Origin of the sequence: Streptomyces sp. NPDC002490 (genome assembly GCF_040296045.1) — a bacterium.
Classification (GTDB): Bacteria; Actinomycetota; Actinomycetes; order Streptomycetales; family Streptomycetaceae; genus Streptomyces.
The window spans coordinates 12,928-27,359 of sequence record NZ_JBEOWM010000044.1; the positions used below are offsets into that span (position 1 = coordinate 12,928).

Annotated in this window: 10 protein-coding genes; 3 read left to right on the forward strand and 7 right to left on the reverse strand. The window is 74.3% G+C overall.

Going from position 1 to position 14,432, the window contains the following annotated elements; genetic code table 11:
* Nucleotides 1–266: 266 nt before the first annotated feature.
* A complete protein-coding gene (locus tag ABT092_RS24305) occupies nucleotides 267–1,562 on the forward strand; it encodes a sensor histidine kinase (protein WP_351247296.1) in 1,296 nt (431 codons plus the stop codon).
* Nucleotides 1,563–1,568: 6 nt separating this feature from the next.
* Here the strand turns inward: ABT092_RS24305 and ABT092_RS24310 are convergent, their stop codons facing one another.
* The 7 genes from ABT092_RS24310 to ABT092_RS24340 all read right to left on the reverse strand — a co-directional run bounded on the left by ABT092_RS24310 (nucleotide 1,569) and on the right by ABT092_RS24340 (nucleotide 11,928).
* Nucleotides 1,569–2,438, reverse strand: a complete 870-nt coding sequence (locus ABT092_RS24310; RefSeq protein WP_351247298.1) for an alpha/beta fold hydrolase — start codon at nucleotides 2,436–2,438, stop codon at nucleotides 1,569–1,571.
* 258 nt (nucleotides 2,439–2,696) lie between these two features.
* Nucleotides 2,697–4,010, reverse strand: coding sequence for a (3,5-dihydroxyphenyl)acetyl-CoA 1,2-dioxygenase DpgC (dpgC, locus tag ABT092_RS24315; RefSeq protein WP_351247300.1), 1,314 nt, complete (start codon nucleotides 4,008–4,010; stop codon nucleotides 2,697–2,699).
* Nucleotides 4,007–4,657 carry an enoyl-CoA-hydratase DpgB gene (gene dpgB / locus ABT092_RS24320; protein ID WP_351247302.1) on the reverse strand — a complete coding sequence of 217 codons (651 nt, stop codon included), beginning with the start codon at nucleotides 4,655–4,657 and terminating at the stop codon, nucleotides 4,007–4,009. Before dpgB ends, dpgC begins: the two co-directional genes overlap by 4 nt.
* Nucleotides 4,658–4,680: 23 nt before the next feature.
* Complete coding sequence (gene dpgA, locus ABT092_RS24325; protein ID WP_351247304.1) at nucleotides 4,681–5,811, reverse strand: 3,5-dihydroxyphenylacetyl-CoA synthase DpgA; 1,131 nt, start codon at nucleotides 5,809–5,811, stop codon at nucleotides 4,681–4,683.
* Between the two features lie 228 nt (nucleotides 5,812–6,039).
* A complete protein-coding gene (locus ABT092_RS24330) occupies nucleotides 6,040–7,443 on the reverse strand; it encodes an aminotransferase-like domain-containing protein (RefSeq protein WP_502968495.1) in 1,404 nt (467 codons plus the stop codon).
* Nucleotides 7,444–7,637: 194 nt separating this feature from the next.
* Nucleotides 7,638–10,244 carry a helix-turn-helix transcriptional regulator gene (locus tag ABT092_RS24335; protein ID WP_351247306.1) on the reverse strand — a complete coding sequence of 869 codons (2,607 nt, stop codon included), beginning with the start codon at nucleotides 10,242–10,244 and terminating at the stop codon, nucleotides 7,638–7,640.
* 538 nt (nucleotides 10,245–10,782) lie between these two features.
* Entirely contained in the window at nucleotides 10,783–11,928 is a 1,146-nt protein-coding gene (locus tag ABT092_RS24340; RefSeq protein ID WP_351247308.1) for a prephenate dehydrogenase, read from the reverse strand.
* Between the two features lie 311 nt (nucleotides 11,929–12,239).
* Between ABT092_RS24340 and hppD the strand changes: the two genes are divergently transcribed.
* On the forward strand, nucleotides 12,240–13,346 hold the full coding sequence (gene hppD / locus ABT092_RS24345) for a 4-hydroxyphenylpyruvate dioxygenase (protein WP_351247310.1): 1,107 nt from the start codon (nucleotides 12,240–12,242) through the stop codon (nucleotides 13,344–13,346).
* Nucleotides 13,330–14,430 carry an alpha-hydroxy acid oxidase gene (locus ABT092_RS24350; RefSeq protein WP_351247312.1) on the forward strand — a complete coding sequence of 367 codons (1,101 nt, stop codon included), beginning with the start codon at nucleotides 13,330–13,332 and terminating at the stop codon, nucleotides 14,428–14,430. The genes hppD and ABT092_RS24350 overlap by 17 nt, the downstream gene beginning before the upstream one ends.
* Nucleotides 14,431–14,432: the final 2 nt, after the last annotated feature.

The window sequence follows — 14,432 nt, forward strand, 5'->3', positions numbered from 1 at the left end:
GCCCACCGGCTTTCTGTGGAACCCTTTCTACGAGACTCCCGGTTTCACCAAGGTTTCGCCCTCGGAACCGGGTTCCCGGCCCTTCTCACCCAGGGCGTGCAGGCCCGCTCGCGCTCCCGCGTGCGCCTTTCGCGCGCCGGCGGGCGGCGTCCCGGACTCCGGCGTGCGGAGCGGGGCGGCGCTCCGGTGCGCTCCGGTGAAACCCCGCGGAAACCGGGAACGGATCATCCTGGGGCAGCGAGCACACCCGGAGGTTGAGGACGCGCATGTCGGTTACGGCCAGGTCCACCCGTCGCGCCGCACGGTCCGGCGGCTCCCGCCGCACGGTGCGGGCCAAGATGACCATCCTGCACGGAGTGCTGTTCCTGGCCTCGGGGGCGGTGCTGCTGGCGATCACGTACCTGTTGGTGCGCTACTCGCCGCTGGGCGACCCGCCGATGCGGTCGAGCACCAACTTCATCGAGACGCCGGACGACTCGGTGACGCTGCCGCCCCCGGACGCGGCGGGGCAGATGACCCCCGACGCCCGGGTGGTCATGAAGGACCAGCTGACCAAGGCGGCCAGCAAGGCCCTCATCGAGCAGCGGGCCGACCTGTTGCGGCAGCTGCTGCTGAACTCCTTCATCGCGCTCGGGGTGGTGTCGTTGTTCTCCGTGGCGCTCGGCTGGATCGTCTCGGGGCGCATGCTGCGTCCGCTGCGGACCATCACCGCGGCGGCCCGGGACATCTCGGCCACCCATCTGCACCGCCGGCTGGACCTGGACGGGCCCCCGGACGAACTCAAGGAGCTGGGGGACACCTTCGACGCGCTGATGGTCCGGCTGGAGCGGTCCTTCCTGGCCCAACGGCAGTTCGTCGCCAACGCCTCCCACGAGCTGCGCACCCCGCTCGCCCGGCAGCGCGCCCTGGGCCAGGTCGCCCTCTCCGATCCGGAGGCGACCGCGGACTCCCTGCGCCGGGCGCACGAGCGCATCCTCGCCGCCGGCGCCCAGCAGGAACGGTTGTTGGAGGCCCTGCTCACCCTCACCCGCAGCCACGCCGGGATCGAGGTCCGGCACCCCTTCGACCTGGCGCAGCTCGTCGAAGAGGTGGTCGAGGCGCAGTCGGCCGGCGCCCGGGACCGCTCGGTGGCGTTGACGGCCTCGGTGACGGCGGCGGTGGCCTCGGGTCACCGGCCGTTGGCGGAACGCCTGGTGGTCAACCTGGTGGAGAACGCGCTCAAGTACAACGTGCCCGGCGGGGTGGTGGAGGTCGGCGCCCGGACGGTGGCCGGGCGCGCGGTGCTCACCGTCGTCAACACCGGTCCGGTGGTGCCGCCGGACAAGGTGGAGACCCTGTTCCAGCCGTTCCAGCGGCTGGGCGGCACCCGCACCGGGCGGCGGGCGGACGGCTTGGGGCTCGGGCTGTCCATCGTCCAGGCCGTCGCGACCGCCCACGACGCCACCGTGACCACGGAGCCCCGGCCGCAGGGCGGACTCAGCGTCACGGTGTCCTTCCCCGGTGAGCGCGGGTCCGCCCCGGACGGGGTCCGTCCCGGGCGGGCCGCGGCCGGCGTCCGCTGACGGCGGTCAGCGCCGGCCGGGGACGGGCTCCCGGGCCGCGTCCACGGGGAGCGCGCCGCCCGTGACCCCGGGTTCCCGGCCGGCGAAGAAGTCGAGGACCAGTTCGTTCAGCGCCTCCGGCCGCTCCAGGTGGCCGTAGTGCCCGCAGTCGGCGAGTTCCCGGTAGCGGGCGCCCGGGATGGCGTCCGCGACCTCGCGGGACAGATGGGGGCGGATGACGAGGTCGTCCCGGAAGGCGACGACCAGGCAGGGGCGGCGCACGGTCCGGTAGGCGGGGAGCCGGTCGGGGATCTGGCCCACCGGCAACTGTCCGCGCACCGCGGCCGGGTCGACCCCGAGCAGTTCGAAGACCGTCAGCCAGTCCCGCAGCAGCGCCCCGTCGTTGAGGGTCCGCGGGGAGAGGTTCTGGAGCGCCGTCACGAAGGCCGCGTAGACGGGCGGCAGGGTGATCCCGCTGTCGGCGAGGGCGAGGTCCGCGGCGGCCATGGCCCGGACCACCTCGTCGGTCCGTCCGCCGGAGGCGATCAGGACGGCCTGGCGGACGAGTTCGGGCCGGGCCACCAGCAGTTCCTGGACGAGGATGCCGCCCAGTGAGTGTCCCACCACCCGGCAGGGGCCCGCCCCGAGGTGTTCGATCAGCCCGGCGAGGTCGGCCACCATGTCGTCCAGGGTGAACCTGCGTTGGCCGGGTTCGTCGGGGGCCAGGCCCCGGTTGTCGAAGGTGATCACCCGGTGACCGGCGGCCTTCAGGGCGGGCACCTGGTGGGTCCGCCAGACCCGGCCCGGGCTGCCGGTGCCGGACACCAGCACCACCGGCTCCCCCGTGCCGTGGACCTCGTAGGCGAGGTCGATCCCGTTGATCCGCGCGCGCGGCATGGTCCGTTCCTTCCTGCCGGCCGTGGTGGTGCCGGCGGTCGCCGCGTCGACCGGGCGCCGTTCGCCCCAGCGGCGCGGGCCGCCGCCCCGGGCGGGAGCGGGCCGCCCGACGCGGTCAGCGGTCGGTCCTACGGCGTTCTTCCCCGGCGTGCGGGGCGGTGAACGCTCCCGGCGAGGTCCGCCACCGGGCCGCATCCGCGACTGCCGGCGGCGGCCGCGGGGGCGCCCCCGTCCTGGTGCCGGCGGTGCGGGCGCCGCTCATCGGGTGCCCGCGGCGAACCGGCCGACCTTGTGCAGCACGTCCTCCCCGTGGATGCGCAGGGACTGTTGGAACGCGAACTCGGCCAGGTAGGCGCGGAAGGCGTCCACGGGTTCCTCGGCGAGGAGGAGCATCCTGCGGTTGGTGAGGACGGCGTCCCCGGCGAGGCGGGCCACGGCCCGGTCGACGGCCGCGTCCATGTCCGGGGGCTCGACGACCTCGTCGACCAGGAGTCGGGCGTCGGGTTCGGCGGCCCGCAGCCGGCGTCCCCCGAGGACCAGTTGGCGCGCGAGGCGCGGACCGACCTGACGGGCCAGGCGGAAGTTGGACGCGCCCGGGATGATGCCCTCCTGGGCGGCGGGCAGGCTGAGGTAGCTGTCGGCGGCGGCGGTCACGTGGTCGCAGACCAGGAGCACTTGGGCGCCGCCGCCGATGGCGAAGCCGTCCACGGCGGCGGCCCAGGGCTTCTCCAGCCGCGGGGTGCGCCAACCCGTCGGGCCGGTCGGGTCGGTGCGCAGCCCGCGCACCATCTTGTGGAGGTAGCCGAGCTCGCGGCGGAGCAGGAAGCCGACCAGGGTGATCCCGCCGGTGCTGAGCTCCTTGAGGTCGATGCCCGCGCTGAACACGCGCCGTCCCCGCCACCGGGGGTGGGTCATGGGGCCGCCGCGCAGCAGGCCGACCCGGACCTCGGGGTCGAGCAGGGCGAGGTCGACGGCGGTCTCCATGTCGTCGACCTGGCGGCAGTCCTCCGCGTTGAGACGATCGCCGCGACAGAGCGTCAGATGGGCGACGCCGTCCCGGCGTTCCAGCCGCACGGCGTCGGTCTCCACGGTCCCGCGGTCCCGGAAGCCGGGCAGCAGGGCCAGGGCCCTCGGGGTGGGGCGGAGCATCGCGTCGAGGAGGTGGGGGCCGGCGTTCGGGGAGGCGAGGACGGCCCGCAGGAAGATGCCCTGGTCGATCTCGTGGCCCTCCTTGTCGGCCTGGACCCGGCCGCGTTCGCCGGCGAGGTGCTCCTCCGTGGGGAGCAGCCCCGGGTACTCCTTGCCGGCCTCGGTGACCAGTTCGTCCAGGCGCAGGTCGCGGGTGCGGTCCTCGGTGAGCCGGTCGTAGACGGTGTCGACGTGTGCGGTCAGGAAGCGCACGCGGTGCGAGCGGGCCCGGTCCTTGGCCGCCTCGACGAGGGCCCGTTGCCCGGCGGTGCGGTCGGCGGGGTCGGGCAGGCGGGCGATCAGGTCGTCGACGCGCCGGGCGGCGTCGGCGAGGGCGGTCCAGCCCTCGGGGGCCGCTTCGCGCGGCGGGCGGGGCCCGGTCACGGGGCGTCCGCGGTGGTGCGGCGCAGCGCCCGGTCGCAGGCGGCGAGGTGGGAGCCGAGGGCGTCCTCGAAGGCGGTGGTGGCGGCGTCGAAGAGGAGTTGGCGGCGGATGGCGAACTCCTTGCCGGTGAGCCGGGCGGCGAGCCGGGTCAGGTCGGTGAGGACCGTGTCGGGGTCGTCGGTGACCTCGTCGAGGAGTCCGAGGTCCAGGGCGTCCTCGGCGGGCACCGGGGCGCCGAAGAGCACGGCGCGCCGGGCCCGGGCGGTGCCCAGTTGTTGGACGAGCCGGTAGGCGGCCATGCCGGGCCAGGTCGCCTCGCCGTCCGTCACGACGAGCAGTCGGGTGTCGGGGGTGGCGAGGCGGACGTCGGCGGCGAGGAAGGCGTCGAGGGCGGGGCCTCCGGTGTCGCCGCTGGCCACGGCCACGGTGGGGGCGGGCAGGCGTTCCAGTCGGCGCAGGGCGCGTTCCCACTTGGTGACCAGGGCGACGTCCAGGCCGGCGGTCCAGTCGGGGCCGGGGCTCCCGGCGGTCCGGACGATCACGGGGCCGGTGCCGGGCCGGTCCTCGACCTGGTCGCAGACGTCGACGAGGGCCGCGACGGACGCCGCGGTCAGGGGTGCGGTGCCGTCGATCTTCACGGTGGGCATGGGGTCGGTCCCTCCCTGGGCGGTCACCACTGGACCAGCGCCGTCTCGATGGTGGAGCCGGGGCCCATGGTCATCAGCACGCCGTGGTCACCGGGCCGGGTGACCCGTTCGTCGAGCAGGCGTTCGTAGGAGAACAGGAAGGAGCCGCTCGACACGTTGCCGTGGTCGCGGAGCACGCCGACGGTGTGCCGCAGGTCGTGCCGGGTGAGTCCGAGGTTGACGACCACCGAGTCGATGACCTTCTTGCCGCCGGAGTGCACCAGCCAGTGGCGGATGTCGCTGCGGCGCAGGCCGGTGCCGTCGAGGAGCCGGTCGACGACGAGTTCGGCGTGCGCACCGACGACGTAGGGGACCTGGGGGTCGAGGAAGAAGCTGAACCGTCCCAGGTCTCGGTCCCAGTCGTAGCGCATGGCGTCGACGGCTTCGGGGATGATGCAGCTGGCGAAGGCGAGGACGCGGGGGCCCTCGGGGGTGGCCGCGGGGTGGTCGTCCGGTGCCGGGGAGCGCAGCGCCACGGCACCGGCGCCGTCCCCGAAGAGGCTGTTGACGACGGCGGTGCGCAGGGTGGAGTCGAAGGCGTAGGCCGCGGAGCAGGCTTCGGCGCAGAGCACCACGGCGAGTTCCCCGGGGTGGGCGGCGGCCCAACCGGCGACCACGTTGAGGGCGTTGAGGCCGGCGTTGCAGCCCATGCCGACGATGTCGGAGCGGCTGCAGTGTCGGTCGATGCCCAGTTCCCGGATGAGCAGGGCGCTGAGTCCGGGGGTGAGGAAGCCGGTGGTGGTGACGCAGCACAGGTGGCGCAGGTCGCCCAGTTCGGCGCCCGCGCGCTTGAGGCAGGCCCGGAGGGCTTCGGCGCCCATCCCGACGGCGAGTCGTTTGTGCTTGTCGAGGAGGTCGCCCTGGGGCTCGGGGACCCGGACGCCGTGCTCGTCCGGCTCGGGGACGGTCAGGTGGCGTCGTTCGATGGCGCTGTTGAGGAAGACGGAGCGGACCTTGGGGTCGGTGATCCCGAAGGCGTCGAGGACGTCGGGCTGGGAGTAGGCGGTGCCGGCGGTGGCCGTTCCCACGCCGACGATCCGTGGCGGGCGGGGGCCCGGGAGGCGGGTCGGGGCGGTTCCTCCGGCGGGAGCCGGTGCGTCGAGGCCGATGGTCATCGGAAGGTCCACCCCCACATGCGCGGTCTGCTGCGCGGTCGTCGTGCGGTCGTGCCGCTCATCGTTCTCCTTCTCCTCCGGTTCTCGGTGCGGCGTCCTCCGGAGTGCTTTCCGGGTCGCCGGATTCCTGTTTCCCGGTGGGTGCGTCGTCTTTCGCCGTGGTGCACCGCGGCGGCCCGGGGTGGTCCGGTGTTCGGGAAGGGCTGCCGAACGGGTCCGGTGCGGAGTTCAGGGGTCGGTGCCCGCCGCGGGGCCTTCCGGTTCCGTTTGCTCGGCGAGGGTCTCGACGAACCGGGCGAGCCGGGCGACGCCTTCCTTGGTCTCCGCGGGGGTGAGGTGGCTGACCGACAGGCGCAGGGCCCGCTCGCCGCCGCCCTGCGGGTGGAAGTACCGCATCGGGGTCCAGATGACGCCGAACTCCCGTGCGGAGCGGGCGAGTGCCGTCTCGTCCGCGTCGAAGGGCACCCGGACCCGGAGGAAGAACCCTCCGGCGGGCCGGTTCCACCGCACGCCGAGGGCGGTGCGCCGCGGCGCGGGCAGGCTCTCGTCGAGGCAGCGGAGCATGGTGGCCATGGCCTCGCCGTAGTGGTCGGCGAGCTCCGTTGCGTGCTCGGAGAGCCGGCCCCCGGCGGCGAGCAGGGCGCCGGCCACCACCGCCTGGCTGAGCGAGGCGGTGTTGACCGTCACCATGCTCTTGATCTTGGCGAGTTCGTCGGCGAGGAGTCCGGTGCGGCCCTGCTCGTCGACCACCTCCTGGTCGGCGACCACGAATCCGACCCGGGCGCCGGGGAAGAGGGTCTTGGAGTAGGAGCCGAGGTGGACGACCCGGCGGTCGCGGTCGAGGGACTTGAGGGTCGGCTGCGCGGCCGTGGGACTCACCCTGCGGTAGGGGCTGTCCTCGATGATCAGGAGGTCGTGGCGGGCGGCGAGGTCGAGGAGTTCGCCGCGGGCGCGGAACCCGAGGGTGGTGCCGGAGGGGTTGGAGTGGTCGGGCACCAGGTAGCAGGCGCGGGGCCGGCGCCCACGGGCGCGTTCGCGGCGGACCGCGGCGTCCAGGTCGGCGCAGTCGAGCCCGTCCTCGCGCTCGTCGACGGCGACCACGGGGACGTCCAGCAGTCGGGCGGCGCCGGTGATGCCCACGTAGCAGGGGGTGACGACGAGGAGGACGTCGTCGGGGTCGCGCATCAGGGCGCGCAGCACCAGCAGCATGGCCTCCTGGGCGCCGACGGTGACCACCAGGGACCGTGCGGGGACGTCGACGTCCTCGTCCACGCGCAGCGAGTCGGCGATGACCTCGCGGATCAGACCGGCGGTGGGGCCGTACTGGAACAGGGCGGTGCGCAGGTCGGCGGGGGTGGCGCCGTGGGCGGTGAGGTGGTCGAGGTAGGTGTGCAGGTGGTCGGTGATCCGGGCGTGGTCGAAGAACCCGTCGTAGGGGCGGCCCGGGGCGAAGGAGATCGCGTCGGGGTAGCGGTGGGTCACCTCGTTGAGGAAGTTCATGGTGTCGAGCACCGGGTCCGCGAGGCTGGCGTGGAGTGCGGCCCGGTGCAGGGGGCGGCGTGGTGCGCGGTCCGCGGCCTCGGCCGCCGGTGGCGCCTGCGTGTCCCGCCCTTCGGCGTCCGGTTCGGTCATGGGTGCTCCCCGAGGCCGTGGTGTCGCGTTCGCCCGGGCCGTTCGGTGCCGCGCGGGATCGCCCGGCGAACGTCCGACGTGGATTTCGACGGCCAGGCTCACACGGTTCGCGATCCGGCGACAACCGTCGTCCAACCGAAAGCGCCCGCCGGTTGGACGCGCTGCGGCCCGTGCCGGGCGACCGCCCGAGGTCCTCAGCCGCCGTTCGGCAGACAGGGGGGAAGTCCGTGGACCCGGAGCGCGGAGGGGAGGTCGTTGCGTCCCCGCACCCGGAGCTTTCGATAGATCTTGGTGAGGTGTTGTTCCACGGTGCTCATGGTGATGAACAACCTGCCCGCGATCTCCCGGTTGGTGCACCCGCCGGCGGCCAGGGCGGCCACCCGGCGCTCCGCCTCGGTGAGTTCGGACGGGGCGTCCCCGGTGTCCGGGTGGTGGGGGGCCGCCGGCAGCCCCGGGGGGTCCCCGCGGTGCTGCGGCACCGCGGCGGGGACGGTCGCGCCGCCGCCGGCGGATTCCCGGACGTGGTCGGCGGGCCGCCCCGCGCCACGCCGCAGGTACTGCTCCTCCATCAGGCTGCGGGCCTCCTGGACCCGTCCCATGGCGACCATGGCGGTGGCGGCGTCGTTGCGCCAGTCCACCAGGTGCGGGACGTCGATCCGCCACTTCGTCATGAGCTCCCCGCAGGAGCGGAAGTGGGTCAGGGCGGTGTGCGGCCGGCCCACGGCCAGGTGGTAGCGGCCGAGCGCCTGGAGGTAGGGCAGGGCGAACGGGGTCTCGAACATGCCGGGTGGCACGGGAGTGTTGAGGAGGGGCACCACGGTGTCGTAGGCGCCGGTCTCGGTGCCGGAGCGGACGGCCAGGGCCAGTGGCAGGCCGACCGCCACTCCCCAGGACGCCGGTGCCACCAGCCGCAGGACCGTGCGGGCGGAGGCGCCGGCCTTGACGGCCTCGCCGCGGCGCAGGGCCGCGGCCGAGCGGACCGTCTCCAGCATGGCCCGGCGCATCGGCACCCGCTCGATCCAGCGCTGTTCCAACAGGCGGTCCGACCAGGAGACGGCGTCGTCCGACCGGTCGGTCTGGATGAGCAGGGTGAGGGCGAGGAGGACGGCGGCCAGCGGACTGCCGGCGCGGGTGCCGCGCAGCACCTGGTCGACGCCCTGCGCCTCCTCCCCCTCGCCGGTCCCCCCGGTGGACAGGTCGAGGAAGGTCCGAACGGCCAGCGGCCCGACGCCGGTGGCCGCCCCGTCCGGGGGCCCGCAGGAGGCCCCGTGCCGATCGGAGGGGTCCGGGACGCACAGGGCGAGCGCCGACCGGACCAGCTGCACCCCGGTGCACCCGGGGGCGGTCGACACCGCGGACGGGTTCCGCTCCTCGTGGGCCTCGATCTGCTTCAGCAGGGCGTCGGCCCGGGTGAACTCGCCCCACCAGATGAGGTGTTTGACCGGCACCAGCGCCTCGGCCCCGGTGAGCATCCCGTAGCGGACCAGTCGGACCAGTTGGTCGAGGTGACGGGTCGCCTTGGCGGGGTCGATGTGCCACTGCGCGTCGGCGAGTTCGGCGATGACCTGGGCTTCCCTGGTCCGGTCGGGGCAGACCCCGGTGGCGTGCCGGAGGTAGCCGACCGCCGCGACGACGTCACCGGCGAGCATCGCCTCCTCGGCCGCCTGCCGGAGGATCTCGACCCGCCACGGGGTGCGCACCGAGTCGTGGGCGGCCATCAGCTGGCTGCCCACCGCGACGGCCGGGGCCCCCTCCTCGTGGAGGAGTTCGGCGGCCCGGCCGTGCAGGGCGCGCAGTTCGGCGGCCGGGACGTCGGCGAGCACGGCCAGTCGTGCCTGCTCGTGCCGGAAGCGGTTGGCGGCCAACAGCCCGGCCGCGTGCAGTCCGGCGATGCTGGCGCCGACCAGGATGCCGTCGCGGCCGACGAGTTCCCCGACGAGGGCGGGCGCGGCGGAGTCCCCGAGGACGGCGAGGGCCCGGGCGGCGCCCCGTGCGCCCGGGGCGCACCGGTGCAGACAGCGCACCACGGCATAGCGGTACGCCTCCCCGGGCTGGGGTTCGCCGGGGGCGGTGCCGCTGGTGGTGCGGTCGTCGACGAGCGCGTGCAGCAGCAGCGGGTTGCCCCCGCTGACCCGCGTCCACAGCTCGGCCTCCTGGTCGGAGGGGGTGGCGCCCAGGCGTTCGCGCAGTTGCTCGGCGACGCCGTCCGCGGTGAGCCGGGCCAGTCGCGCGGTGTGGCAGTGGGCGAGGTGGAGGATCTCCGCGTGCAGGGCGACCAGGGTCCGGTCGTGCCCGGTGCACTCGTTCATCACCATGAGCACGGCGGAGGAGTCGATCCTGCGCACCAGGTAGCCGAGGACCTCCAGGGAGGCGGCGTCGGCGAAGTGCACGTCGTCCACGCCGACGACCAGGGGCCGGCGTTCGGCGAACGCGCACACGGCGCGGGAGAGCCGTTGGAGCAGCGGCACCGGCACCGGCCCGGCCGCCGCCGGACGCTCCGCGGCAGCCGTGCCGTCCGCTGCGTCGTCGGCGAACGGATCGGTGGGCATGCCGGCCGTGCGCAGGGTGTTCACCAACTGTTCGGCGAGACCCAGGTGGTGGTGGCGTTCGCTGGCCGAGGCGGTGACGGAGAGGAACAGCGCGCCGTGCGCGACGGCCCGTTCGGCGAAGGCCGACAACAGGGCGGTCTTCCCCGCACCGACCGGTCCGCCCACCAGGACGACGGAGCCGCGGTCGTTGGTGCAGCGCACGTACAGTCGGTCGAGTAACTGAAGGTGGGCATCCCGCTCTGCGAGGTTCACAGGTATCCCCCGTACCGTATCCGTACGCTCGTCCGTGCTGTCGGCTCCGGCGGCCCCGACTCCCGAAGAGTGATCGACCCGGAGGACGGAAGCGGAGACGCTTTCACACCCGGAACAACGGGCCTGTGTGGGGGGTGGCCGGCCCGGTGGTGCGCGGGAACCTTCCCAGCTCACTCACAGGGTAACCACCGCGCCCGGAAATAGACGCCTCGTCCCGAACTCCGAACCGATCCCGGACGAACCCGGGACGCCGCCGTCCGCACGCGCACGAAGACGACACGACATCCGGGCACTCCGACCGGAATCCGACGCCCGCACATGTCCCGGCGTTCCGGTCAATGGATGTTTGTCGGGATTCTGCCCGAAGTGGCACCACCGCCACCGGCCCTGCCCTCAAAGATTCAATAAAAAACTCGCATGGTGAATGATTCATCCATTCCCGAGGTGACCGCGAACGCCCGGCGCATTCCCGCGGCGGAGTTCCGCGGACCCACCCGCCGGCACACGCCCGCGCGGACCGTGCCGCCCGCGCACCCCGTCATCCGCCGGCCCCGGCCGTCAGACGCGCCGCCTCACCGCGCTCCGCCCGCCCGGCCGACCATCCCCCGGCCGCCAACCGGTCCAGCAGGGCGTCGACGCACTCGGGCGGTACCGCGAACCGGGCGCGGAGCCCGGTCGGCCCGTCGGCGCCCACCGACACGGTCTCGGCGGCCACCCGGTCCCCCAGCAGCGCCAACAGCCGGGCCAGTTCACCCGGGCGCTCCCGCACCGCCACCCACACCTCCGGCGGTTCCCCGCGCGGCGCCGACCCGGCGGCCGCCCCGGGCCCGGACTCGGCGAGGCGCTCCACCCCGGTGATCCCCCGGTCCAGCACGTCCACCAGCACCCGCATGCCCTCGTCCCGCCCCGGGCCCTCCGGATCGGCGAGCGCCTCCAGCGCGGTCACCAGCCGGGCCAGGTCCGCCTGCACCTCCCGTGCCACGCCCACCACCGAGCCCGCGTTGGACCGGAGGATGTCCCCCCACAACCGGGAGTCCCCCCGGGCGATCCGGGTCACGTCCCGCACCCCCGGTCCGGCGAACCGCCGCATGCCCGCCGTGCTGTCCCGCAGTCGGGCCGCCATCAGACTGGCCAGCAGGTGCGGCACGTGGGAGGTGAGCGCCACCGCCCCGTCGTGCGCCGCACTGCGCGTCACCACCGGGACCGCCCCGCACAGCGACACCAGTTCCAAGGCCCGCTCCAGCGCGCCCTCGGAGGTCAACGGCGAGGGGGTCAACGCCCAGGTCCGGCCGCGCAGCAGGTCCCCGCGGGCTGCCATCGGCCCCGACCACTCCCGACCGGCCATCGGATGCCCGCCGACGAAGCGAAAGGGCTCCGGCGCCCGGCGCAGCACCACCTGCTCGGCGTCCGCCTTCACGCTCGCCACGTCGGTGTAGTACCGGGCCGACCGCCGCTCCTGGAGCTCCAGCAGGGCGCCCGCGACCTGGCTCGGCGGCACGGCGAGCACCGCCAGGTCGACGGGGGCGGGCGGCGGCTCGGCCAGCCCGGCGCCGAGGGCGGCGGCCGTCCGGGCGGCCACCGGGTCCCGGTCGGACAGGAACACCGTGACGCCCCGCCCGCTCGCGGCCAATGCCACCGACGTGCCGATCAGTCCCGTTCCGACGACGGCCAAGGTGCGGATCACGTGGCATCCCCCCGCGGGAAAAAGCGCTCCGTCCGAAAAAGAATCCGGCGCCCAGTTAAGCAATGCGCCACAGTGGTCGCCAGGGTCCGCGGACATGTGCTCGACGTTCGGCGGTCACGGGAGACCACCACCATGCCCGCCCCCTCGTCGCACGCCCCCGTGGCGCCCGGTCACGCATTTCCGAAGATCGACGAACCGTCCAACCCCGCCTGTCCAACCGTCCGTTCCACCGGAATTCCCGTAATGGCCAGACGCACGACGAGGAACTTATGGTTCAGGGAAATCGATCGCATTCCCGGAAGGGGACACGCATGCCTGACGCAGTGGAGAAGGCGGATCCGCTCGGTGAACTCTCCCTCGACTACGTCGAGATGTACGTGGAACACCTCGACGCGTCCGTGCAGGACTGGATCGACAAGTACGCCTTCGCGATCGTGGGCACCAGCGAATCGTCCGAGCACCGCAGTGCGGCCCTCCGGCACGGGCGGATCACCCTGGTCCTCACCGAAGGGGTGTCGGAGCGCCATCCGGCGTCGGCGTACGTCCTGGCGCACGGCGAGGGGGTGGCCGACCTCGCCCTGCGCACCCCCGACGTGCGGGCGGCCCTCGCGACGGCGGTCGCCGGAGGCGCCCGGGTCCTGCGCGGGCCCGTGGTCCACCCGGCCGACCGGACCCGGCTCACCACGGTGGTCGGGGGCTTCGGGGACGTGGTCCACACCCTGGTGCAGCGGGACCCGCGGGAAGGGCCGGGGCTCCCGGTCGGGTTCGTGCCCGTCGCCGTCCCCGCGCAGGCGGCCGACGCGGGCTCCGAGCAGGTGGAGTTGCTCGAACTCGACCACGTGGCGGTCTGTCTGAACAGCGGCGAGCTGCAACCGACGGTCGACTTCTACCGGGAGGCGCTCGGGTTCCGGCACGTCTTCGAGGAACGCATCGTGGTCGGCGCCCAGGCCATGGAGTCCAAGGTCGTGCAGAGCCGCTCCGGAACGGTCACCCTCACCCTGATCGAGCCCGACCTCGCCCACCGGGCGGGTCAGATCGACGAGTTCCTCAAGGACCACCAGGGCGCCGGCGTCCAGCACCTCGCGTTCTCCTCCCCCGACGCGGTCCGTGCGGTGCGCGCGCTGCGGCGCCGGGGCGTCACCTTCCTCAGCACCCCCGCCGCCTACTACGACCGGCTGGGCGCCCGGATCGACCTCGGCGACCGGATCGACGACCTGCGCGCCACCCACGTGCTGGCCGACGAGGACCACGGCGGGCAGCTCTTCCAGATCTTCACCGCCTCCACCCACCCGCGGCGCACCCTCTTCTTCGAGGTCATCGAACGCCAGGGCGCCCGGACCTTCGGCAGCGCCAACATCAAGGCCCTGTACGAGGCGGTGGAGTCGGAGAGGACCGGACAGCGTGACTTCCCGCGGTGAGCCGGACCCCGCCGAGGCCCACTGCCTGGCCGACTTCGAGCGCATCGCCGCCTCGGTGCTGCCCCCCGAGGTCTGGGACTACCTCGCCGGCGGCAGCGGCGCGGAGAGCACCCTGGACGCCAACCGGCGCGCCCTGGACCGGGTGTGCGTGGTGCCCCGGGTGCTCCGGGACGTCGCAGAGTGCAGCACCGCCACCACCCTGCTCGGACGCCCGGTGCGGATGCCGGTGGCGGTCGCACCGGTGGCGTACCAGCGGCTGGCCCACCCCGAGGGCGAGGCCGCGACCGCACGCGCCGCGGCGGCGGCCGGGGTGCCGTTCCTGGTGAGCACCCTCAGCAGCGTGCCGGTGGAGGAACTGACGGCGCTCGGCGGCAGCGTCTGGTTCCAGCTCTACTGGCAGCGGGACCCGGCCCGCGCCCGGGACCTGGTCCGCCGGGCCGAGGACGCGGGCTGCGAGGCCCTGGTGCTGACCGTGGACGTGCCGTGGATGGGGCGTCGACTGCGGGACGTGCGCAACCGGTTCGCGCTCCCCGAGGGGGTGCGGGCGGTCCACCTGGCCGAGGGGGCGGACGCCCACGAACGGTCCGCCGGGCGGTCCGCCGTGGCCGTCCACACCGGACGGGCCTTCTCCCCCTCGGTGACCTGGTCGACCCTGGCGGAGCTGCGCCGCGGCACCCGACTGCCGTTGGTGCTCAAGGGCGTGCTGGACCCCGAGGACGCGGTGCGCGCCGCGGCGGAGGGGGTCGACGCGGTCGTGGTGTCGAACCACGGCGGCCGGCAACTCGACGGCGCGCCGCCCGGCGTCGAGGTGCTCGCCGAGGTGGTGCGCGGGGTGCCCGACGGCTGCGAAGTCCTGCTGGACAGCGGGGTGCGCAGCGGGACGGACGTCCTGCGGGCGCTGGCACTGGGGGCCCGCGGGGTGCTGGTGGGCCGGCCGGCGGTCTGGGGGTTGGCCGCGGCCGGCGCGGCCGGCGCGGCCCGGGTCCTGGACCTGCTGGCCGCCGAACTCCACGACGCCCTCGGCCTGTCCGGCTGCGCCGGCGTGTCCGAGGCGCGTGACCTGCGCACCCTTCGCCTGCCGTAGGG

Coding starts and splice junctions, on each gene's coding strand:
- ABT092_RS24305 (WP_351247296.1), top strand. CDS start 267: ATGTCGGTTACGGCCAGGTCCACCCGTCGCGCCGCACGGTCCGGCGGC.
- ABT092_RS24310 (WP_351247298.1), bottom strand. CDS start 2,438: ATGCCGCGCGCGCGGATCAACGGGATCGACCTCGCCTACGAGGTCCAC.
- dpgB (WP_351247302.1), bottom strand. CDS start 4,657: ATGCCCACCGTGAAGATCGACGGCACCGCACCCCTGACCGCGGCGTCC.
- dpgA (WP_351247304.1), bottom strand. CDS start 5,811: ATGACCATCGGCCTCGACGCACCGGCTCCCGCCGGAGGAACCGCCCCG.
- ABT092_RS24330 (WP_502968495.1), bottom strand. CDS start 7,443: ATGACCGAACCGGACGCCGAAGGGCGGGACACGCAGGCGCCACCGGCG.
- hppD (WP_351247310.1), top strand. CDS start 12,240: ATGCCTGACGCAGTGGAGAAGGCGGATCCGCTCGGTGAACTCTCCCTC.